The sequence below is a fragment of the Salinarimonas sp. NSM genome (genome assembly GCF_052380005.1).
Lineage (GTDB): Bacteria > Pseudomonadota > Alphaproteobacteria > Rhizobiales > Beijerinckiaceae > Salinarimonas.
Genome location: NZ_JBQTCJ010000080.1, coordinates 1 through 20,788, shown reverse-complemented (window position 1 = coordinate 20,788; position 20,788 = coordinate 1). Strand labels below are relative to the sequence as shown.

Annotated in this window: 17 protein-coding genes and 1 pseudogene; 4 read left to right on the top strand and 14 right to left on the bottom strand. The window is 70.5% G+C overall.

Features of this window, described 5'->3' with window-relative positions; translation table 11 throughout:
• A pseudogene (locus ACTZWW_RS20820) lies at positions 1 to 247 on the bottom strand (hypothetical protein); the annotation flags it as partial.
• Between the two features lie 34 nt (positions 248 to 281).
• Positions 282 to 2,120, bottom strand: coding sequence for a sensor histidine kinase (locus ACTZWW_RS20815; protein WP_444782886.1), 1,839 nt, complete (start codon positions 2,118 to 2,120; stop codon positions 282 to 284).
• A 371-nt stretch (positions 2,121 to 2,491) separates the two neighbouring features.
• On the opposite strand from ACTZWW_RS20815, the gene ACTZWW_RS20810 reads away from it, so the two are divergent.
• The gene (locus tag ACTZWW_RS20810; RefSeq protein ID WP_444782885.1) at positions 2,492 to 2,800 is read left to right on the top strand and encodes a hypothetical protein; all 309 of its coding nucleotides are present in this window, start codon (positions 2,492 to 2,494) and stop codon (positions 2,798 to 2,800) included.
• Between the two features lie 490 nt (positions 2,801 to 3,290).
• On the opposite strand, the gene ACTZWW_RS20805 is transcribed toward ACTZWW_RS20810, so the two are convergent.
• The 8 genes from ACTZWW_RS20805 to rsfS all read right to left on the bottom strand — a co-directional run bounded on the left by ACTZWW_RS20805 (position 3,291) and on the right by rsfS (position 10,204).
• Positions 3,291 to 4,028: an LrgB family protein gene (locus ACTZWW_RS20805; protein ID WP_444782884.1), complete on the bottom strand. Its 738-nt coding sequence runs from the start codon at positions 4,026 to 4,028 to the stop codon at positions 3,291 to 3,293.
• A complete protein-coding gene (locus ACTZWW_RS20800) occupies positions 4,025 to 4,378 on the bottom strand; it encodes a CidA/LrgA family protein (RefSeq protein WP_444782883.1) in 354 nt (117 codons plus the stop codon). Before ACTZWW_RS20800 ends, ACTZWW_RS20805 begins: the two co-directional genes overlap by 4 nt.
• A 204-nt stretch (positions 4,379 to 4,582) precedes the next feature.
• Positions 4,583 to 5,086: an RNA pyrophosphohydrolase gene (locus ACTZWW_RS20795; protein ID WP_444782882.1), complete on the bottom strand. Its 504-nt coding sequence runs from the start codon at positions 5,084 to 5,086 to the stop codon at positions 4,583 to 4,585.
• 16 nt (positions 5,087 to 5,102) lie between these two features.
• On the bottom strand, positions 5,103 to 6,362 hold the full coding sequence (locus ACTZWW_RS20790; protein WP_444782881.1) for a divergent polysaccharide deacetylase family protein: 1,260 nt from the start codon (positions 6,360 to 6,362) through the stop codon (positions 5,103 to 5,105).
• Between the two features lie 178 nt (positions 6,363 to 6,540).
• Positions 6,541 to 7,866 (bottom strand): S41 family peptidase, encoded by a 1,326-nt coding sequence (locus ACTZWW_RS20785; RefSeq protein ID WP_444782880.1) that lies wholly within the window; start codon positions 7,864 to 7,866, stop codon positions 6,541 to 6,543.
• Positions 7,866 to 9,293 carry a murein hydrolase activator EnvC family protein gene (locus ACTZWW_RS20780; protein WP_444782879.1) on the bottom strand — a complete coding sequence of 476 codons (1,428 nt, stop codon included), beginning with the start codon at positions 9,291 to 9,293 and terminating at the stop codon, positions 7,866 to 7,868. The genes ACTZWW_RS20785 and ACTZWW_RS20780 overlap by 1 nt, the downstream gene beginning before the upstream one ends.
• A complete protein-coding gene (rlmH, locus tag ACTZWW_RS20775; protein ID WP_444782878.1) occupies positions 9,293 to 9,778 on the bottom strand; it encodes a 23S rRNA (pseudouridine(1915)-N(3))-methyltransferase RlmH in 486 nt (161 codons plus the stop codon). The genes ACTZWW_RS20780 and rlmH overlap by 1 nt, the downstream gene beginning before the upstream one ends.
• A gap of 6 nt (positions 9,779 to 9,784) precedes the next feature.
• Positions 9,785 to 10,204 carry a ribosome silencing factor gene (rsfS, locus tag ACTZWW_RS20770; protein WP_444782877.1) on the bottom strand — a complete coding sequence of 140 codons (420 nt, stop codon included), beginning with the start codon at positions 10,202 to 10,204 and terminating at the stop codon, positions 9,785 to 9,787.
• Between the two features lie 378 nt (positions 10,205 to 10,582).
• Here rsfS and rpsT point away from each other — a divergent pair, with 378 nt between their 5' ends.
• Both rpsT and dnaA read left to right on the top strand, forming a co-directional pair.
• The gene (gene rpsT / locus ACTZWW_RS20765; protein WP_444782876.1) at positions 10,583 to 10,861 is read left to right on the top strand and encodes a 30S ribosomal protein S20; all 279 of its coding nucleotides are present in this window, start codon (positions 10,583 to 10,585) and stop codon (positions 10,859 to 10,861) included.
• Between the two features lie 874 nt (positions 10,862 to 11,735).
• Entirely contained in the window at positions 11,736 to 13,307 is a 1,572-nt protein-coding gene (gene dnaA / locus ACTZWW_RS20760) for a chromosomal replication initiator protein DnaA (RefSeq protein ID WP_444782875.1), read from the top strand.
• Positions 13,308 to 13,489: 182 nt separating this feature from the next.
• Here dnaA and ACTZWW_RS20755 read toward each other — a convergent pair whose 3' ends face one another.
• The gene (locus tag ACTZWW_RS20755) at positions 13,490 to 14,659 is read right to left on the bottom strand and encodes an aminotransferase class V-fold PLP-dependent enzyme (protein WP_444782874.1); all 1,170 of its coding nucleotides are present in this window, start codon (positions 14,657 to 14,659) and stop codon (positions 13,490 to 13,492) included.
• 89 nt (positions 14,660 to 14,748) lie between these two features.
• Between ACTZWW_RS20755 and kynA the strand changes: the two genes are divergently transcribed.
• Positions 14,749 to 15,567, top strand: coding sequence for a tryptophan 2,3-dioxygenase (kynA, locus tag ACTZWW_RS20750; protein WP_444782873.1), 819 nt, complete (start codon positions 14,749 to 14,751; stop codon positions 15,565 to 15,567).
• A 10-nt stretch (positions 15,568 to 15,577) separates the two neighbouring features.
• Here kynA and ACTZWW_RS20745 read toward each other — a convergent pair whose 3' ends face one another.
• The 3 genes from ACTZWW_RS20745 to ACTZWW_RS20735 all read right to left on the bottom strand — a co-directional run.
• The gene (locus ACTZWW_RS20745; protein ID WP_444782872.1) at positions 15,578 to 17,422 is read right to left on the bottom strand and encodes an ATP-dependent nuclease; all 1,845 of its coding nucleotides are present in this window, start codon (positions 17,420 to 17,422) and stop codon (positions 15,578 to 15,580) included.
• An 84-nt stretch (positions 17,423 to 17,506) separates the two neighbouring features.
• Complete coding sequence (locus ACTZWW_RS20740) at positions 17,507 to 17,914, bottom strand: acyl-CoA thioesterase (protein ID WP_444782871.1); 408 nt, start codon at positions 17,912 to 17,914, stop codon at positions 17,507 to 17,509.
• An 80-nt stretch (positions 17,915 to 17,994) separates the two neighbouring features.
• A partial coding sequence (locus tag ACTZWW_RS20735; RefSeq protein ID WP_444782870.1) for a DUF892 family protein occupies positions 17,995 to 20,788 on the bottom strand: 2,794 nt, incomplete at its 5' end.

Here is a 20,788-nt window from a genome sequence, read left to right as displayed (position 1 = left end):
CGGCGATGTCGCGCGGCGCGGGCGCGGCCACGATCCGCGACGGCTCGGCGAAGAGCGGGGCCGGGTGGCGCGCCGTCTGGAAGGCGAGCGCGTTCAAGGTGATGTAGCCGGCGACCGACGCGAACAGCGCGCCGGCGACGAGCCGTCCGGGCCGCGCCAGGAGCCGGCGCGCCACCGCCGCCAGCGGCGAGCGCCGGTCTCGTGCCTCGGAGCCGGTCGCGCGCCGCCGCACGGGCGCGCTCCTCATCGTGATGTCGCGTCCGGAACGGGCCGCCATGACCTCAGGCACTGCGCTTCAGCTCCTCGTCTCGAGTTTCCTGGTTCGCTCCCGCGATCGCGGGGTGCGGCACGCCCGCGTGCGCGGCGTCCTCGCCGCCGGGGCTGCGCCCGCGGGCGCGGACCGTGATCGGGATCGGCGCGGAGGCCGGGCCGCCCTCGCCGCCGGACTTGGCGCAGCGCCCGAACAGCGGCAGCTCCACGGTCACCGTCATGCCTTCGCCCGGCGCGCTGTCGATGGCGAGCGCACCGCCGTGAAGCCCGACGAGCCCGCGCACGACCGACAGTCCCAGCCCGGTGCCCTCGTGAGGGCGATCATAGGCGGCGTGGACCTGGAAGAACGGATCGCCGAGCTTGGCGAGGGCGGCCTCGGGCACGCCGATGCCGGTGTCGGAGACGACGATCGCCATCATGCCCGCCCGGCGCCTGACCGCGACGTGGACCCGCCCGCCGGACGGCGTGAACTTCACCGCGTTCGAGACGAGGTTGATGAGGATCTGCCGGCAGGCGCGCCGATCCGCCACGAGCTCGGGCATGCCCGGCTCGACGGTCGCCCCCAGGCGCACGCCCGCGGCCTCGGCCTTGAGCCGCATCAGGTCGATGCAGCCCTCCACGAGGGGTGCGACGTCGAAGGGGGCGGGCGCGAACTCGAAGTTCCCGGTCTCGATCTGCGACATGTCGAGGAGGGAGTTGACCACCTCGAGCAGGTGATGGCCCGAATCGTGGATGATCTTGGCGTAGCTGCGGCGCTGCTCGGGGCCCACGCCGGCCATCGTGTCGGTCGAGAGGATCTCCGAGAAGCCGATGATGGCGTTGAGCGGCGTGCGCAGCTCGTGGCTGACCGTGGCGAGGAAGCGCGCCTTCACGGCACCCGCCCGCTCGGCCTCGGCGCGGGCGCGCTCGAGGTCGCACTCGTGGCTCTTCTGGGCCGTGACGTCGCGCAGGATCGAGACGACCTTCGCGCGATCGTCCGCCGTCTCGATCCTGTAGGCCCGCATCTCCGTCCAGACGACCCGCCCGGCCTCGCCGGCGAGCGCGTCGCCGTAATGCAGCCGGAACTGGGCGGTGACCGGCGCGGTGCCCGCGGCGGCGTCGCTCAGCGCCTTGAGGTAGGCCGGTCGGTCCTGGACGTGGACGCGTGAGAACAGCCCGCGATCCTCCAGCGCGGCGGAGGGCGCGCCGACGAGCTTCATCGCCGCCGCGCTGGCGGAGAGCACGTGGCCGTGCGCGTCGTGCCAGACGACGAGGTCGTCGATCACCTGGAGCAGCGACCGATCGCGTGCGTCGCGCCGGCGCAGCGCATCGGCGCTGGCGTCGCGTGCCCGCGAGACCGCGAGCACGAGCGAGCCGGCATGCGCGATGGCGAAGAGGGCGAAGATCGGCGCCGACAGCGTCGCCGGCCAGGGGATCGTGTGCAGCGGCGCGCCCATGGCGTCGAGCACCGCGAGCGCGATCACCGCGAGGGTCGCGACGATCGTCGCGCTCACCGCGGCCCGCCGCGAGCCGGTGACGAGCGCCTCGAGCGGCACAGCGACGAGCCAGATCGTCGCCGCCGAGGCGAGTCCGCCCGAGGCGTTGGCGAAGCAGACGATCAGACCGGCGAAGCCGGCGGCGGAGATGGTGTGGGCCAGCGTCAGGCGCCCGGTGCGGGCGAGCGCAACGCCGGCGAGGAGCGGCGAGGCCAGGAAGAGGAAGGCCACGTATTCCTGGACCGAGGCCGGCCCGCGCAGGGCGAGGTAGATCGGCGCGAAGACGAGCGCGGCGGCGCCCATGAGGATGCGCGAGACGATGAACCGGGCGTGCCGATCGCGCTCGGACGCGTCGCCGCGAGCCCGCTCGTGCACGAGCTCGCCCAGGCGCGCCTCTATCGTTCGAACGCTGATGGACCCGAACACGTCCGCCCAACACGGCGCTTGCGCCGCTCCCTGTCCTCGTTGCCGGGGACTGTCGCAGCCCCCGCTTAAACGAAACCTAAGGCGAACGGGTCCGACACCGGGCGGGTCGGCGGTATGCCGAACGCGTGGTTAATGCGCCCGCGGCGCGCCGTCCCGCCATCGCACGCCGGCGAGAGCCAGCGGGAGGAGATCGCGCTCGCGGAACGATCGGGGGCGTTCACCATGTCGACCGACGGCGGCGGGGTCGCAACACTCTCTTCACCCGCGCGAGGCCAACCAGGGACCGACAGCCGGGGACGACAGCAGGGGATCCATTGGCCATGCCGCTCGTGCGCGCGCTCGCCGTCGTCGCGACGATCTTCTGGTTCTCGCCGGTGCGCGAGGACGGCGCGGGCACGGCCGTCGCGCCATCGGTCCCGCGTGGCGCGCCGATCGCCGCGGGGACCGCGCCGGCACCCGCCCCGCCCGTCGAGACGGTCCTCGATCGGCACTCCCTCGCCGGCTTGATCGCGGAGGCCGGAGACGACGCCGCGCGGGCGCAGGCCCTTTGGCAATCGCTTCCGGAGGACGCCCGATCCGCGCTCGCCAGGCGAATCGCCGACGAGCTCGCCGGGTCGGCGACCGATTGAGGCGATTCGGGGCATCCCGCGCGTCCGCCTCTTGATTCCGGAAAAACGCTAGGCTAGCTTCCGTTCCGCCGAGACGAAGGCGTATGCCGTGGCCCAAAAAAAGAGGGCCGCGAAGTGCGGCCCTGAGTCTAGGGAGGAAACGCCCAAGAAGGGAGCCCGTATCCGGGCTACGTGGAGCTGCATGCCGGCAACGCCACGTTTTGAATGGTAGCGCATGCCCATTCTGGCGGCAAGATGCTCGCGGTCGATTTCGACGGTGGGCCACAGCGTATTGGCAAAACCGATTCAAGCTGTTGCTTCCCGGCAACTATCATACCCCGCAGCGCGTCGCGGATCGTTCAGGGTCCGCACCATCGGCATCGGCCCTGCCGGAACGCCCATGGGCAGGCGCATCGACGTGATCGGGCTCGGCGAGACGGCGACGCCGGTCCAGGCTCGCGGCCGGGCGGCGCCGACCCCGGTCGCAGTCTCGGTTTCGGACGCGGCGTGATCAGCCGACGATCCATGCCACCAGGACAGGCGCCGCGACGGCGGTGACGAGTCCGTTGAGGGCCATCGCCAGGCCCGCGAACATGCCGGCGACGGGGTTCACCTGCAGCGCCCGCGCAGTGCCGATGCCGTGGGCGGCGAGGCCGACGGCGAAGCCGCGGGCGCGCCAGTCCTTCACGCGCAGGAGGTTCAGCGTCGGCGTCACCAGCGCCGCGCCGGTGATGCCGGTGGCGATGACGAGGACCGCCGTCAGCTCCGGCACGCCGCCGATCTCGCGGGCGACGCCCATCGCGATCGGCGCCGTCACCGATTTCGGCGCCAGCGACGCGACGAGCGCACCGTCGAGGCCGACCGCCAGCGCGAGCCCGACCGCGCTCGCGATCCCCACCACCGCTCCGACGACTAGCGCCGCGAGGAGCGGCACGAGGTTCGCCCGGATCTCGGCGCGGTGGCGCACGATGGGGATCGCCAGCGCCACCGTGGCCGGGCCGAGCAGCACGTGCACGAACTGCGCGCCCTCGAAGTAGGTCTCGTAGGACGTACCCGTCGCGATCAGAACCGCGCCGAGCGCAACGATGGCGATCAGCACCGGGTTGACGAAGGAGTTGCGGCGCGACCACGCGGAGAGCTGGTCCGCGACGAGGTAGACCGAGAGGGTCAGCGCCAGCCAGAACAGCGGCGACGTCGCGAGGTAGACCCAGAACTCGGCGGCACCCTCGGGAAGCGGCGCGGGGCTCATCGCGGCGCCTCCGCGCTCGGCCGCGCGAGGAGCGCGAACACGCCCGCCGTGACCGCCATCGTCACCAGCGTCGAGACGACGAGGACCGCGACGAGCCCGACCAGCTCCGCCCGCAGCAGATCGAGGTGCTGCAGCACGCCGACGCCGGCCGGCACGAAGAGCAGGCTCAGGTGCCGCAGCAGCGCGTCCGCCGTCGGCTCGACGACGCGCAGGAGCGCTGGGAACGCGATCGCGAGCAGCGCCAACGCGGCGAGACCGACGACGGGCCCCGGCGTCGGCAGCCCCGCGAGCCGCGCCGCCGCCTCCCCGGCGAACTGGAACAGGACGATGACGACGAATCCGTGCAGCATGGAAGCCTCCGTGACCGGCGTCCATAGGAGCACGATGCGGGCCGCGTCCGCCACCTCCGCGCAGGGGAGACGAAGGGTGGGAGGACGGGGGCCAGCTCGCTCGCCAGGATGTCGAACGGCCCCACCGCCCGAGCGTGCCGCGCGGACTCCGCCCCTCCGAGGCCCCCTCCGGGGAGGATCCGGGTGGCGCCTGCGTCGTCCCGTTCAGCGCGCCGCGAAACGCGCGAAGTCAGCCACCACGCGCTCGTAGACCGCGCGCTTGAAAGGGATGATCAGCTCCGGCAGCCGCTCCAGGCGCTCCCAGCGCCAGGCCTCGAACTCGGGCTTGTGCCCGGCGGGGCTGCCGATGTCGATCTCGCTGTCGTCGCCCTCGAAGCGGAAGGCGAACCAGCGCTGCGTCTGGCCGCGCCACTTGCCCTTCCAGGCCTGGGCGGCGACCGTGCCGGGAAGGTCGTAGGCATACCAGTCCGCGGCCTCGCCGAGCAGGCTCGCGCTGGTGACGTTCGTCTCCTCGTGGAGCTCGCGCCGGGCCGCGGCGAGCGGGTCCTCACCCGGATCGATGCCGCCCTGCGGCATCTGCCAGACGAAGGGGCCGTCGACGTGCTCGGGGCCGGACTCGGGAAGACGCTTGCCGACGAAGACGAGGCCATCGCGGTTGAACAGCGCGACCCCGACGCAAGGGCGGTAGGGCGGCAGATTCTTCGTCATCGTATGCTCCGATCGGTCAGCCGCCCGGCGTCGCCAGCGCGGCGGAGACCGGCACGAGCCGCACGCCGCGCTGCTCGGCCTGCGCGGCCCAGGCCGCGATGCGCTCGACCGTCATCGGCAGCGCGCTCGCTGTCGCCACCGCGATGCCGCGCTCGCGCGCCAGCCGCTCGAGCCGGGCGAGCTCCGCGTCGATGCGGTCGGGATCGGGGACCGTGTCGAGCACCACGTCGCCGACCGCGAGCGGCATGCCGGCCTCGGCGGCCAGCGCCGGCGCACGGCTGCGCGAGGAGGTCCCGTCGTCGACGTAGGCGAGCCCGCGTCCGCCGATCTCGGCGAGGATCGGCTGGAGGCTCGCCGCGTCGCCGGTGAGCTTCGCGCCCATGAAGTTGACGACGCCGACATAGCCGGTGAAGCGGCCCATCACCCAGTGCAGCCGGTCGCGGTTGTCCTCGACAGACGCCTCGGTGGTGAGCGTGTGCGGACCCGGATCGCTGCGGGGATAGTCGAAGGGCTCCATCGGCACCTGCAGGAAGACCTCGTGCCCGTCCTCGCGCGCGCGCGCCACGTGCCGGTCGAGATCCCCTCCGTAGGGCGCGAAGGCGAGGCTCACGTCCGGCGGCAGGCGATCGACGGCGCGGGTGGTTCCCGATTGGCTGATGCCGAGGCCCGTCACCAGGATCGCGACGCGGGCGCTCTCGGAGAGGCTCATCGGCGTCGGCGGTCGGGCGTAGATCCGCGCGGACGTCGCCCCGTCCTCCCCGACGCGAGGCAGGAGGCCGTAGCGGGTGCGCTCGACGAGGCGCGGGTCCGGCGCCGGCGCGAGCTCGCCCGCCGGCACCGCGCCGGACGGGGCCGGAGGGGTTCCCTCCGCCTGCGGCACCTGGATGATCAGCGCCCCGGGCTGCCCCGCACCGCCGGGGCGCGTCACCGAGACGCCGGACTCGCGCTCGAGCTCGGCGGCGGTGGTGCCCGCGCCGGAACCCGGGGGAAGCATGTCCTGGATGAGGGCGAGGCCGCTCTGCGGCGCGGTGCCGCTCGCAGGGTCGGCCGGCACGGGTGCGGCGGACGGCGCCCCCTCGCGGATCTGGACGACGACCTGCGGGTCCCCGCCGGAGGGATCGTCGACGAGCGCGAGATAGCCGCCGATCAACGCCGCGAGCGTCATCGCCACGCCGGATGCGATGCGCCCGAGCGGCAGCCGTGCCAGCAGCGAGGGGCCGCGCGGCTTGCGCTCGGTGCCGAGCGGTGTCGTCAGGTCGTCGGACGCGCTGGACACGTGCCCCGTCTCCGATCCTCGTCGCCGTGCCACCACGAATCTCATCCGCGCCGAATCACGACGGCCCGCCTCCAATGTCGAGCATCGGAGGCGGGCCGTCGAGTACCAGGTCCGGTCTCAGGCCGCGTAAGAAGTCGCCCGGGTGCCCCGCGGCCGGGCCGCGGCGCCTTTCACAGCCTCAGTTCGGGACCGTCTCGGCCGGGGGAGCGGGCCGGGCGGCGGAATCGACCCGCTCGCCGCGCAGCAGCGCGAGGGCGGCGGCGATCTGCACGTCGTCCGCCGGGTCCGGCGGGACGTAGGCGGAGGACGCCGTGCGCTCCTCCTCGCCGTTGGCGAGATGGCCGCGCAGGCCGGCCTCGCCCTCCACCGAGTCGCGTCCCTGGAGCTCCTCCGGGACCTCCGGCAGGACGACGATGTTGGGCTCGATGCCGCGCGCCTGGATCGAGGTGCCGCTCGGCGTGTAGTAGCGCGCGGTCGTCAGGCGCAGCGCGCCAGAGCCGCCGAGCGGGATGATCGTCTGCACCGATCCCTTGCCGAAGGAGCGCGTGCCGAGCACGGTCGCACGCTCCAGATCCTGGAGGGCGCCGGCGACGATCTCCGACGCCGAGGCGGAGCCGCCGTTGATGAGGACCACCACGGGCTTGCCGTCGGTCAGGTCCCCGGACCGGGCATTGAAGCGCTGCGTCTCCGAGGCGTTGCGGCCACGGGTCGAGACGATCTCGCCGCCGTCGAGGAAGGCGTCCGACACGTCGATCGCCTGGTCGAGAAGTCCGCCCGGATTGTTGCGCAGGTCGAGCACGAAGCCCTTGAGGCGCTCCTCGCCGATCTCGTCGGTCAGCTCGGCGATGGCGCGCTCGAGGTTGGGGGAGGTCTGCTCGTTGAATTGGGTGATACGGACGTAGCCGATGTCGTCCTCGACGCGCCAGCGCACCGGGCGCACGCGAATCACGTCGCGGGTGATCGAGACTTCGATCGGCTCGACGCCGCCGCCGCGCCGGATGCGCAGCTCCACCGCCGAATTGACCGGGCCGCGCATGCGGTCCACGGCCTGGTTGAGCGTGAGGCCCTGGACCTCCTCGCCGTCGATGTGGGTGATCAGGTCGTTGGCGAGCACGCCCGCCTTGGCGGCCGGGGTGTCCTCGATCGGGCTCACCACCTTGACGAGCCCGTCCTCCATCGTGACCTCGATCCCGAGCCCGCCGAACTCGCCGCGGGTCTGCACCTGCATGTCGCGGAAGCTCTTGGGGTCGAGATAGCTCGAATGCGGATCGAGCGAGGTGAGCATGCCGTTGATGGCCGCCTCGACGAGCGCCGCGTCCTCGGGGGCCTCCACGTAGTCGGTGCGGACCTTCTCGAAGACGTCGCCGAACAGGCTGAGCTGACGGTAGGTCTCCGCGGAGGCCGCGATCGCGCTCGTGCCCGAGAGGAGCTGCGGCTGCGACACCACGGTCGCCGCGCCGGCTCCCATGGCCGCGCCGATCATCAGAAGTGAAAGCTTGCGCATTATCCGCGAACCTCTTCGCCTTCGGTTTCCTGCCACCAGGGAGACGGGTCGATCGACCCGCCGTCCTTCTTGAACTCGACGTACAGAACCGGATCCGTCGTCTCGACCGCGCCGGCGGCCGGCGAGAGCGCGGACGTCGCGCCCATCGTCCCGATCGGCTCGCCCGCGAGCACGAACTGGCCGACCTCCACCGTGATCGTCTCCATTCCCGCGAGCAAGAGATAGTAGCCCTCGCCAGCGTTGATGATCAAGAGACGCTCGAACGAGCGGAACGGCCCGGCGAAGGCCACCCACCCGTCCGCAGGCGCGCTGACGATCTCACCGGGTCGTGTCGAAAGTGAGATTCCGCGCGTGCGCCCGCCATAGCCGTCGGGTGCGCCGAATGCGCGCAGCGTCTCTCCCGCGACCGGACGCGGCAGCAGGCCGCGCGCCTCCTCGAAGGGCAGCGCCGGCGCCAGCCGGGCGGGATCGCGGAACGCGGCCGCCTCGAAGCGTGCACGGGTGCGTGCCACCCGCGCCTCGCCAGCCGCGCGGGCGGAGGCGGCCGCCTCGCGGGCCGCCGTGATCTCGCGCTCCATGCCGGCGATCAACTCTTCGAGAGTGGCCGCCCGCTCCGCCAGCCCGGCCGCGCGGGCGCGCTCGGCCGCGGCGTTCTCACGCGCGGCGGCGAGCCGCGCCTGGCGGGCGTCGACGAGGGCGGTGAGCCGCCTGCGCTCGCCGGCCAGGGTCTCGAGCTCGGCGGCGAGCGTCGCGCGGTCGGTGGCGATCGCCTCGCGCAGGCGAACCAGCTCGGAGAGGTCGGCGGCGAGCGCCTCGGTTTCGGCGCGCAGCTCGGGGACGACGGAACCCAGCAGCATGGAGGTGCGCACGGCGGCGAGTATGTCCTCCGGCCGGACCAGCACCGCGGGCGGTGGCCGGCGGCCCATGCGCTGGAGCGCGGCGAGCACCTCGACGATCACGTCGCGCCGGCTCTCGAGCGAGCGGCGAATCGCCGCCTCCGAGCCGAGCAGCACCGAAAGCCGCTCCTCGAGCTCCCCCGCCCGGGTCTCCAGCGTACGGATGCGCGCGGTCGTGTCGATCAGCGCCTGCGCGAGGCGAGCGCGGTCCTCGCCGAGCCGGGCGATCTCCTCCTCGAGCGCCCGCCGCTGCGAGGCCGCGCCGTCGAGCGCGGAGCGCAGCGCCTCGAGCTCGGCCGCGCGTGCATCACGCTCGGCCTGCGTCTCGTCGGCCCGCTCCTCGAGTGCGCCGGGATCGACGCCGGATGCCTCGGGTGGCGCCTCGGGAGCCTGCGCGCGGCCGTCGCCGGCGAGGACGAGCCCGGCGGCGAGGGCGGCCGCGAGCGCTGCCGCACCGAGCCGAAGGGTCCGGCGCGGCGTCTTCGCGAACGTCTCGCCGATGGCTCGCGCCGGTGGCGCGCGCGTGGTCATCAGTCGCCCCCGCGGTGATACGGATGGCCGGACAGGATGGTGAGCGCCCGGTAGAGCTGCTCGGCGACGAGGCCGCGCACGATCTGGTGGGGAACGGTCAGCGCCCCGAACGACAGCACGAGGTCCGCCCGCGCGCGAACCGCGTCGTCGAGCCCGTCGGGTCCACCCACGACGAAGGTCGTGGACGGTCGCCCCGCGTCGCGCCAGCCGCCGAGGCGGTTCGCGAAGCCGGGGCTGTCGAGCGTGCGGCCGCGCTCGTCGAGCACGACGAGCGCGCCGTCGGGAATCCGCGAGGCGAGCGCGACCGCCTCCTCGGCGCGCCGATCCGCATCGCGGCGCGCGCGCGACTCGGGCAGCTCGGTGACCTCGGGTCCCGAGAAGCCCAGCGGGCGCGCGAGCGCACGGGCCCGCTCGACGTAGCGGTCCGCGAGCGCGCGCTCGGGGCCGGCCTTGAGCCGGCCGATCGCGACGAGCGCGAGCCGCACCTGCGCTCAGCCGTCGATGCGCTCGGCCGGCCGGTCCGCGCCCCACATCTTCTCGAGATTGTAGAAGGAGCGGACCTCGGGGCGGAACACGTGCACGATCACGTCGCCGGCGTCGATCAGCACCCAGTCGCACGCGGGCATGCCCTCGACACGCGGCGTGCCGAGGCGGTTGTCCTTGAGCGTCTGGATGATGCGGTCGGCGATCGCGTTCACGTGACGATCCGAGCGGCCCGTGGCCACCAGCATCGTGTCGGCGACCGACGTCTTGCCGACGAGGTCGATCTCGACGACGTCCTCGGCCTTCATGTCGTCGAGACACGTGCGGGCCACGGACAGGATTTCCCCATCTGCCGAGGCGGAAACCTCGGGACGGGCGGGAAGCGGCGCGGTTTCCGCTTCGCGCGGAGACACTTGAGCCAGCGTCATGTCCTCTCTGCGTTCGCGACGGCAGGAATTGCCGCCGCCCTCAAGATGCGCCTCCGAGCCCCGGATTTCAACGACGATCTCGGACGTCGTCGCCGCGCGCCGCGGCCGCCATATATAATGAGTGGATCCGTGCGCCCGATCCCGGCGCCCGAGACGTGTGCCAGACGGGGAGAGGCGACGGCGCCGTCCCGCGGCGCGCGAGCGGCATGTCGATGGGGCGTTGACGCGGGAGGCCTGCGCGACTATACACCCGGCTTCACGGGCGCGCGCCGGTTCCGCGGCGGGTCGCCCATGGGTTCCTGAGACATCAGCCGATCCCTCATGCGCGGGCCGCGACGGCCTCGCCGGTCGGCGCATACGAACGGGGTTCGACAAGCCATGGCCAATACGCCCTCGGCCAAGAAGATGACGCGCAAGATCGCCCGTCGCACGGCGGTCAATCGCATGCGCCGCTCGCGCATGCGCACCTTCATCCGCAAGGTCGAGGAGGCCCTCGGCGCCGGCGATGCCACGCTCGCACGCAACGCCTTCGCCGTGGCGGAGCCGATCATCATGCGGTCCGCCCAGAAGGGCGTCACGCACAAGAACACCGCCGCCCGGAAGGTCTCGCGCCTCGCCAAGCGCGTGAAGGCGCTGGAGGCCGGCGCGAGCGCCTGACCGACGCGAAGCGTCGCCGGCGTGCGAGCGCCGGCCGCGGGGCGCCGAGAGCCTCCCGCCCTGCCCTCTCGATGAGATGCCCGAAAGCCCGGCCCTGCGCCGGGCTTCGTCGTTTCGTGCGCCCCCGCCGCGCTGTTGCGACGACTTAGCGAGACTTGATGCGCAGCTGAAGACGTCCGGACACGCGGAGCGGTCGATTGCGGAACTCGTCATGGTTCTTCTAACGTTCTGCTTGACTCCAGTCCGCGAATTCCGGGTGGAAACCTTCCGTACTCCCAGCCAGAGCGCGCAGACAAACGCTTTAGGCGTCAATATCTTAGGGGGCAAAGCACGGGAGGGTCGGGGCGCCGGGCGACCCGGAGGCGGCAACGGAGCTTCGATGCAATCCAAGCGGCACGCCCCGAATCGCGGCGGAAGCCCCCCTGATCGTCAACAAAAGGTAAAGGAAGACAGCGACTTATAGGCCCCGACGCGGGGGCCACGGGGTCCCTTCGGCCGCCGGCGTCGCATGGACCGACTCCTTTCTGTTGCGCCCCCCGGGGGGGCTGTGTAAGGTCTCAGGACTTCGGGGGCTCCCCGAAGTAACTCTTCAGAAATCCAAGGTTCAGGCTCAGGAGCGGGGGGTCACGCAGTGTCTATCGTCGGCAAAGATACGAACAAGCGCCTGATGATGACGCTCGCTCAGACCACGCACGACGCCCTGTAGCGCGCCCTGGACGACATCCAAAAAGACGAAGACTTTAGGCGTATCGGATCATTCCGAGGCAGCGCAATGGTTTTCCATTGCGCGAGGCGGCAATTACTTGACGGGGCGGGTGGTGTCGGCTTGCGGCGGCGGTCGACATGCTCCAGGGCGCGGAAGAGGAGGGCTGAGATGTTCCATGGGGGCGAGGAGCGCGCGAAGGCACTCGCGGCGGCGATCGGGGCGGAGCCGAGCGCCCGCATGACCTGCGCCGCGGGGGAGCCCACCACGGACGCGCCCCGCGCGACGAGCGGGGCGAGGACGAGCGAGGCGAAGGTGGGCGAGGCGAGCGAAGCTTGGGCGCGCGTGCGCCGGCGCCTGCGCGCGGAGCTCGGCGAGGACGTCTTCACCTCCTGGTTCGCCCGTCTCGAGCTCGAGGTCCTCGGCGACGGCTGCGCCCGCCTGACTGTCCCCACGCGCTTCCTCAAGAGCTGGATCGAGGCGCACTACCTCGACCGCGTGCTCGACATCTATCGCGCCGAGGAGCCCGCGGTGGAGCGCGTCGCGCTCGCCGTGCGCGGCACGACCTCCCGCGACGCCCCCCGGCGGATCGAGCCCGCTCCCGCGACCCGCTCCGACGTCGCGACCCGCCGCGAGGCGCCGGCCGCCGCGGCGCCCGCCGTGTCGCCCCCGACGCAGGCCTTCGCCGGCCCGGCCGACGGCGACATCGCCGGCGCCCCGCTCGATCCACGCCTGACCTTCGAGAGCTTCGTCGTCGGACGCTCGAACGCGCTCGCGCACGCCGCCGGCGACCGCATCGCCCGCCACGACGGCCCCGCGCTCTACAACCCGCTCTACGTCCACGCCGGAGTCGGCCTCGGCAAGACGCACCTGCTCCACGCGATCGGCCACGGCGCGCGCGCCCAGGGCAAGCGGGTGATCTACCTCACCGCCGACCGCTTCATGTACGGCTTCGTTTCGGCCCTGAAGGCGCAGACCTCGCTGGCCTTCAAGGAGAAGCTGCGCGGCATCGACCTCCTGATCATCGACGACGTGCAGTTCATCCAGGGCCGCACCATCCAGCAGGAGTTCGGCCACACGCTGAATGCGCTCATCGACGCCGGCCGCCAGGTGGTGATCGCCGCGGATCGCCCGCCGGCGGACCTCGAGAGCCTCGACGAGCGCGCCCGCTCGCGCCTCGCCGGCGGTCTCGTGGTCGAGGTCGGCAACCTCGACGAGGACCTGCGCCACGCGATCCTCGGTGCGCGCATTGCCGCCGTGCGCCAGGCGCACACCGGGTTCGACGTCGCCCCCGACGTGATCGCCTGGGTCGCCCGCCAGATCACCACCAACGGCCGCGACCTCGAGGGCGCGGTGAACCGCCTCCTCGCGCACGCCACGCTCACCGGCGCGGCGGTGACGCTCGAGACCGCGGAGACCGCGATCCGCGACCTCGTCAAGAACCGCGAGCCCAAGCGCGTCAAGATCGAGGAGATCCAGAAGCTCGTCGCCTCGCGCTACAACGTCTCGCGCTCCGACATCCTCTCCGAGCGCCGCACGGCCGCCGTGGTGCGCCCCCGCCAGATCGCCATGTACCTCTCCAAGACCCTCACGCTGCGCTCGCTGCCCGAGATCGGCCGGCGCTTCGGCGGGCGCGATCACACGACGGTGCTCCACGCGGTGCGCAAGATCGAGAAGGCGATCGGCGAGGACACGACGCTCGGCGAGGAGGTCGAGCTCCTCAAGCGCATGCTCCAGGAGTGACGGCGGGGGCGGGTGCCCCGCCCACTCGCCTACCGCCTTCTCGCACCGCTCGCGCGACGATGCTCATGCCTTCGGCACGTGCCGAAGCCGGTCTTGCCGGACGTCTGGTGCAGGCCTCCTCCTTCTCCGAAGGGGAGGACAAGGGGGCGGGTCTGAGTGCTCCGGACCTCTCCGCCGCCCGCTCAAGCCAGCGCCGCCGCCACCCGCCGCGCCGCTTCCGGCATCTCCTCCTCGGCGTGGTACAGCCCGAAGCCGAAGCGTAGCACGTCCGCCCGGACGTCGGTGACGATCTGCGCCGCCAGGAGGCGCGCGTGCAGGTCGGCCGCGTCGGGGCGGCGGAAGGCGAGGAAGTTGGCGCGGCGCGGGTCGTCGAGGCCGATCAGGAGGTCGGCGCGCGAGATCGGCGCGCCCGCCTCCTGCAGCGCCGCGACGAAGGCGCGCTGGCAGGCGTGGGCGTGGGCGTGGACCCGCGCGGCGTCGATGCCGAGCCCGGCTAGCCAGCGCATCACGGCGTTGAGCCGGTAGAGCGCCGTCGGGTCGAAGGTCGCGCCCATGAAGCGGAAGCCGTCCTCGGCATACCCCACACCCCCGTCCTGGCGCGCGGCGAGCGTGCCGAAGGCGGCGTACCAGCCGGTCGCGCGGGGCCGCTCGCCGAAGCCCCGCGGACAATGCATGAAGGCCGTCCCCTCGCCGCTCATGACGTACTTGTAGCCGCCCGACATGTAGAACACCCGGTCCGCGAGCCGCGACAGGTCCGTCGGCAGGGCGAGGAAGCCGTGGTAGCCGTCGATCACGACGAAGGTCTCGCGGTCCGGCACCGCGGCGACGAGCCCCTCGAGATCCGCGACCACGAATCCCGAGCCGAACAGGACCTGGCTGAACAGCACGATGTCCGACCCGCCCCGCGCGGCCTCGGTCGCGAAGCGGGCCTCGAAGGTCGCGAAGGGCTCGACGGGGACGGTGACGAGAGCGATCAGCCCGTCCTCGGCGAGGCGGCGCGACAGGCGCGTGAAGGAGTGGAACTCCCCGTCCGTCGCCAGCACCCGCGCCGGGCGGTGCGTCGGCATGCAGGAGAACAGCCGCAGCCACAGCTCGAACGTATTCTGCGCGAAGACGACGCTGCGCGGGTCCGGCAGGCCCAGCACGCGCGCGACGTGGCCCTGCGCCTCGGGCCAGACGCTGCCGAGCACGTGCTCCCACTTCCCGTCCGCAAGCCGCGCGGCATCGTCCCACGCCGCCTCCTGCGCCGCGCGGGTGACGTCGGGCCAGGCGTGGTGGCTGTGCGCGGCGAGGTGGAGGCGCTCCGGCGCCGCGGCGCGGGTGCGGGAGAAGTGGTCGCGCAGGTCGAGCATGGGCCGTTTCGTCCTCGTGAAGCGAGGGGGAGCTTGTGCCGGCGCGCGGGATATTTCAAGCTTCAACCATTCAGCGGAGGGTTCCGGCGATGGCGGACGACGGCGTCAAGACCGACTTCTCGAACGACATGTCCTACGGCGACTATCTCGGGCTCGACACGCTCCTGTCGGCGCAGCGCCCGCAATCGTCCGAGCACGACGAGCCCCTGTTCATCGCCATCCACCAGGTGCAGGAACTCTGGATGAAGCTGTTCATCCACGAGCTGGATGCCGCCATGGCGGCGGTGCGCGCCGACCGGCCGCGCCCGGCCTTCAAGGCGCTGGCGCGCTGCGGGCGCATCCAGGAGCAGCTGGTGAGCGCCTGGGACGTGCTCTCCACCATGACGCCGGCGGACTACCTCGCCTTCCGCGAGCGGCTCGGCGCCTCCTCGGGCTTCCAGTCCTTCCAGTACCGCATGATCGAGTTCAAGCTCGGCGCCAAGAACGCCGGGATGATGAAGCCCCACGCCCACGCGCCCTCACGCCACGCGCCGCTTCTCGCGGCCTACGATGCGCCCTCCATCTACGACGAGGCGATCCGGCTCGTCGCCCGCCGCGGCCTGCCCGTCCCCGCCCACCAGCTGGAGCGCGACGTGCGCGAGCCCCACGTGTACGACCCGGCGCTCGAGGCCGCGTGGGAGCAGGTCTACCGCAAGTCGGAGGAGCACTTCGACCTCTACGAGCTCGCCGAGGAGCTCGTCGATCTCGAGGACCTGATGCGCCAATGGCGCTTCCGCCACGTGACGACGGTTGAGCGCATCATCGGCTTTCGCCGCGGCACGGGCGGCTCGGCCGGGGTGTCGTACCTCAAGGGCGTGCTCGAGAAGCCGTTCTTCCCGGAATTGTGGCAGCTGCGGACGAAGTTGTGAGGGCTAGCCTCTAGACTGTACTGACTTTTCCAATCAACCTCGCGTCGCCTGAAGCACCATTGGCTTCTGCCCAGGCGGCCAGCTCTTTCAGGAAACAAGTTAAGCAGTCATGATCTGATAGATTGATGCTATCAAATACTCCATTCCTCAGCTCCTCAAAGAGCTTCTGCACATTGGCCGATAGAGTCCCATCCCCACTAACACGAAGATAGGCCTGCAACGGCTTATCTTTCCCAAGTTCACTCCCACCGAGCCATCTCTCGAAATCGGGAAAGCTAATCCTGTGCCTCACCGATAAGCCATCGGTTCGGCATTTTTCTACAGCTTCTCTGATAGTCAGATTTACAGTCCACATTGGATTCGATTTATCTCCACTATTTGTGAAAGGGAAATCAGAATCGTGCACAACGCCAAAGCTGACTTTGAAATGCCGAAGCATACATATAATAGCAGGTATTATTGCCTTGCCTCTTGCTCGCAAAATCGAAACCTGTGTTGTCAGAATGTGCTCTATCTCTACAACAGCCGCAATAAATGATGCATGTTCCGTGTCGCCTTCGACAATTATTGGATAAGAACCGAAAAATACCTCAGAGAAAGACGGGTCCATCGTTTGAAGCGCTTGTAGTTGGCGCTTTTCATCTCCCCCAAACGTTATTTCATCGGCTCTGTATATTTGTGGCGAAACCTTGTTGCTTTCACGATGAAGGCGCACGATCGTTGTATGGTCGGCGAATGGATCAACAAAATACGGTGAGTGCGTGGTAAGCATGACCTGCCAGTTTTCATCTTCGGCGAGCTTATACAGGTACTTTTGCGCCGCTCTCGCTGCCATTGGATGAAGTGCATTTTCAGGCTCATCAATCAAGAGAATGTATCCAGGGAGCGCTGGATCATCTGAATCCATTGCGGCAGGCGCAGACGCACTCGCGCCTTCCGTCTTTCCCCTTGCACCTCTTTTGCTGGGTTTTGCAGCAGCATCTTCCTTCCTTTTGAGGTCATTGTAAGCTTGGAGTACCGACCAGAAAAGAGCGCGTCGAGCACCTGAACCTTGTTGGTCTAGACCGCCTTCATGCGACCCATCGGAAATGATTATTTTCGATCCAGATTTAATCAAATCTTCAAATTTGAGGGTCGGTGTGCCAACACCGGGACGCACTGATGCGGACAGATCGGGGAAGACCCCTTTGAACGCCTGATCGATAGCTGATGATACCTCCTCAACTTGTTCGTTTAACTGCGTAAACTCATCGGCAACGGCGGTCCGCAATGCGGCGAGAGCCTTTCCAATTGGATGGTCGAGCTTGTCCTTAGCTTGATTAAGCCCCTTTCCAAGCGAAGAAAATACTAAGGATATTAAGTTCTTTTCTGCTTCGTCTGCGTCTTGCAACGATCCTATCCGGATCGGAATCGGTAAGCGACTTTTGAAAACGTTGTCAGCCCCACCGGCTTTGCCGTCGTCCGACCAGTCTGCCAGCTTCGGGGACCAAGTCTTTCTAGTTGCCTTACCATCAGATCCCCAGGTCCAGAGGCTCCTAACCACGAGATATGGACCTTCTGGTGCCTTCCATTCAGCATCAATGTTTGCGATTCCCTCAGGAATGTGAATTGCCAGCTCAACTTGCGTTTCAACTTCCGGTGGCGAACTCTGGCAAAAATCGCGCCCTCGGTCGTATTTGACACCACCCTGCGCCAGCTCATAAGCACGAAGGACGTTCGACTTGCCCGAGTTATTGCGACCCACCAAACATACAATGTTGTCTAGCTCGACCCGCAATCCCTCGGACCCGACGCAACCGAGGTTGCGGATCTCTATCCAAAGCAACTTCGAACGTTCTGCCATCATCGCCCCCATGTTTGGAAGCGAACATTCCTCGCTGATGACAGTTATGCAAGCTATAGCAGCGTCGGTAAAAATACTAGTCGCCAGGTGGCGCGATCACCCCTTCGGAATCGGCCGCGGCCGCCCCTCGTCGTCGATCGCCACGAAGGTGAAGGTCGCGACGGTCACCTTCTCGCGCTGGTTCGTCATGAAGCGGCGGGCCCAGGCCTCGATGTGGATCTTCATCGAGGTGCGGCCGATCCGCTCGATCTCCGTGTAGACGCACAGGACGTCGCCGACCTTCACCGGGCGGATGAAGGTCATCGCCTCGACCGCGATCGTTACGACGCGGCCGCGGGCGCGCTCGACGCCGGCGATGCCGCCGGCCTGGTCCATCTGCGAGAGCACCCAGCCACCGAAGATGTCGCCGTTGGCGTTGGTGTCGGAGGGCATCGCCAGCGTGCGGACCGTCAGCTCGCCGCGCGGCGCCTCGGCGCCCTCAGTCTCGATCGTCTCTTCCGCCATGTCCGCCTCCAGCAGCGCATTCCTGATGCGCCACCGGAGGCGGGTTGGCAAGAACGACTGAAAGCTCGCGCGAGCGCGGCTCAGGCGGCCTTCTGGTTCGCGGCCGTCTGGGCGAGCTTGGTGAGCTTCTCGTCGGTGCGGCTCTCCTCCTCGAGGGTCTCGCCGAGGAGCTTCGCCGCGTCCTTCATGCCGAGCGCGGTCGCCCAGGCGCGCAGCGTGCCGTAGCGCGAGATCTCGTAGTGCTCCATCGCCTGCGCGGTGCCGATGACGCCGGCGTCGAGGGCGATCGAGCCCTTGAAATCGGAGAGGATCTCCTTCGATTCCTCGACGAGCCCCTGCATCGCCTCGCAGGGCTTGCCGCGGGCGGGCTTGCCGAGCATCTCGAAGATGCGCTCCAGCCGCTCGACCTGCGTCTCGGTCTCGTCGCGGTGCTGCTCGAGCGCCGTCTTGAGCTCGTCGGACACGACCGCCTTGACGATGCGCGGATAGGCGCGCAGCGCCTGCTTCTCGGCGTGGTAGACGTCCTTGAGCGTGTCGAGGAAGAGATCCTCGAGGGTCTTGTCGTTGGCCATGGAAGCTGAACTCCGGTTGCGGGAGCCTTCGCAACGGCGCTCGCGCGACGGGGTTCCGGCGCCGTCGCGCTCTCCCGCGCGCGGCCCCCGATCCTCCCGTGCCCGTCCATTCGCCAGCACGCGCTCCACCGCGTCGAGCAGGGCGTCAGCGAGCTTCAGGCGCTCCGCTGGCGTGCCGGTCTCGCGAGCGTAGACGAGGCGGTTGCCGTCGAGCGACGCCCGCTCGGCGAGCGTCAGGGCGTGAAGCCGCCGCGCGGTCTCCTCCCGGAGGGTCGCGGCGAGCGCCGCCGGCCCGGCGTCGAGGCGCAGGATGCCGAGGTCGCGCGCCCGCAGGCGCAGCCGCGCCAGCGCGAGCACGGTCGCGAGTGCCTCCGCCGAAACGCCGAAGCGCTCCTCGATCTCGTCGACGAGCGCGTCGAGCGCATCCTCGTCCTCGAGCCGCGCGAGGCGGGCGTAGAGCTCGAGGCGCATCTGCGGGCTCTCGATCTCGCTCGGCGGGATCGCGGCAGGCACACCCAGCGCGAGATGCGGCATCGGGCCGGTGGCTGCGCCCTCCCCGCGCGCCTGAGCCATGGCGCGCGCGACCAGCTCGCGGTGGAGGCCGATGCCGATCGCCTCCGCGTGCCCGGCCTGCTCCTCGCCCAGCAGCGTTCCCGTGCCGCGCAGGTCGAGGTCGCGCAGGGCGAGCGTGAAGCCGGACCCGAGCCGGTCGTGCGCCACGAGCGCGTCGAGCCGCTCGCGGGTCTCCTCGGCCGGTCCCGCGCCGGGCTCCGTCAGGAGCCAGCACTGCGCCTGGCGCGCCCCGCGGCCGACACGGCCGCGCAGCTGGTGGAGCTGGGCGAGGCCGAAGCGATCGGGGTGGACGATCAGCATCGTGTTCGCCGCCGGCACGTCGAGCCCGCTCTCGACGATGTTCGTGGCGAGCAGCACGTCGGGCGGATCGTCGCCGCAGGCGAAGGCGAGCATCGCGTCGTCGATCGCCGCGGGCTTCATCCGCCCGTGCACCACCGTGACCCGCAGGCTCGGCACGAGAGCGGCGAGCCTGGCGGCGATGCCCCCGATGTCCGAGATGCGCGGCACGACGACGAAGCTCTGCCCACCGCGCGCCCGCTCGCGGGAGAGCGCATCGCGCACGAGCGCGTCGTCCCAGGCCGCGAGGGCGGTGCGGACGGGCTTTCGCGCGATCGGCGGCGTGGCGATCGTGGAGAGGTCGCGCAGGCCGGCCAGGCTTCCCGCGAGCGTGGCGGGAATCGGGGTCGCGGTCAGCGTCAGCAGGTGCGCGCCCGCGCCGAGCGCCCGCAGCGCCTCCTTGTCTGCGGCGCCGAAGCGCTGCTCCTCGTCGACGACGACGAGGCCGAGGTCCGCGAAGCGCACGTCCTCCCCCGCGAGGGCGTGCGTGCCGACGACGAGGCGGATCGTGCCGTCGGCGAGCCCGGTGCGCGCCGCCCGCGCCTCGGCTGCCGGCACGAGCCGGGAGAGCTGCCCGATCGCGATGCCGAAGCCGGCGAAGCGTCGTCGCAAAGTCTCCGCATGCTGGCGTGCGAGGACCGTGGTCGGGGCGACGATCGCGACCTGCTTTCCCGCGAAGACGGCCGCCGCCGCCGCACGCAGCGCGATCTCGGTCTTGCCGTAGCCGACGTCGCCGCACACGAGCCGGTCCATCGGGGTCTCGCGGGCGATGTCGGCCAGCGTCGCGGCGACGGCCGCGCCCTGGTCGGCGGTGAGCGGATGGGGAAAGCGCTCGGCGAAGCGCGCGAGGTCGCGCGGGGCGGCGCGCAGGGGCGGCGCCGTCGCAGCGCGACGCGCGGCGGCGCGCCGTGCGAGGTCGCGCGCGGCCTGCGCGATCGCCGCCTCGACGGCGCCGCGACGCGTCTCCCAGGTGTTGGTGTCGAGCCGGTCGAGCCGTGCCCGGTCGTCCGGCCCGCCATGGCGCCAGACGCGGTCGAGATCCTCGACGGGGACGAGCAGGGTCGCCTCGTCGGCGTAGACGAGGCGCACGACCTCGTCCTCAGCGGCATCCGCGTCGGCGTCGGCCCGCGCGTCCACCTGCGCGCCGGCGGCGATCCGCTCGAGCCCTTCTAGCCGGCCGATCCCGTGGTCGGCGTGCACCACGACGTCGCCGATCCCTGGAAGGGTGACGGTCTCGGGAAGCGCGCCGCCGCGCCCGCCGGCGGGACCGGTCTCGCCGAGGAGATCGGCGGCCGCGACCAGCGTCGTGCCGCTCGCCTCGTCGACGAATCCCTCCGCCAGCGGGGCCGCGAGGGCGGCGAGCGCGCCCTTCGGCAGGGCGGCGGCCTCGGCG

Bases quoted from the DNA above. Each gene is read 5' to 3' on its own strand.
- ACTZWW_RS20810 (WP_444782885.1), top strand. From the start codon at position 2,492: ATGCCGCTCGTGCGCGCGCTCGCCGTCGTCGCGACGATCTTCTGGTTC.
- ACTZWW_RS20805 (WP_444782884.1), bottom strand. From the start codon at position 4,028: ATGAGCCCCGCGCCGCTTCCCGAGGGTGCCGCCGAGTTCTGGGTCTAC.
- ACTZWW_RS20800 (WP_444782883.1), bottom strand. From the start codon at position 4,378: ATGCTGCACGGATTCGTCGTCATCGTCCTGTTCCAGTTCGCCGGGGAG.
- ACTZWW_RS20795 (WP_444782882.1), bottom strand. From the start codon at position 5,086: ATGACGAAGAATCTGCCGCCCTACCGCCCTTGCGTCGGGGTCGCGCTG.
- ACTZWW_RS20785 (WP_444782880.1), bottom strand. From the start codon at position 7,866: ATGCGCAAGCTTTCACTTCTGATGATCGGCGCGGCCATGGGAGCCGGC.
- ACTZWW_RS20780 (WP_444782879.1), bottom strand. From the start codon at position 9,293: ATGACCACGCGCGCGCCACCGGCGCGAGCCATCGGCGAGACGTTCGCG.
- rsfS (WP_444782877.1), bottom strand. From the start codon at position 10,204: ATGACGCTGGCTCAAGTGTCTCCGCGCGAAGCGGAAACCGCGCCGCTT.
- rpsT (WP_444782876.1), top strand. From the start codon at position 10,583: ATGGCCAATACGCCCTCGGCCAAGAAGATGACGCGCAAGATCGCCCGT.
- dnaA (WP_444782875.1), top strand. From the start codon at position 11,736: ATGTTCCATGGGGGCGAGGAGCGCGCGAAGGCACTCGCGGCGGCGATC.
- ACTZWW_RS20755 (WP_444782874.1), bottom strand. From the start codon at position 14,659: ATGCTCGACCTGCGCGACCACTTCTCCCGCACCCGCGCCGCGGCGCCG.
- kynA (WP_444782873.1), top strand. From the start codon at position 14,749: ATGGCGGACGACGGCGTCAAGACCGACTTCTCGAACGACATGTCCTAC.
- ACTZWW_RS20745 (WP_444782872.1), bottom strand. From the start codon at position 17,422: ATGGGGGCGATGATGGCAGAACGTTCGAAGTTGCTTTGGATAGAGATC.
- ACTZWW_RS20740 (WP_444782871.1), bottom strand. From the start codon at position 17,914: ATGGCGGAAGAGACGATCGAGACTGAGGGCGCCGAGGCGCCGCGCGGC.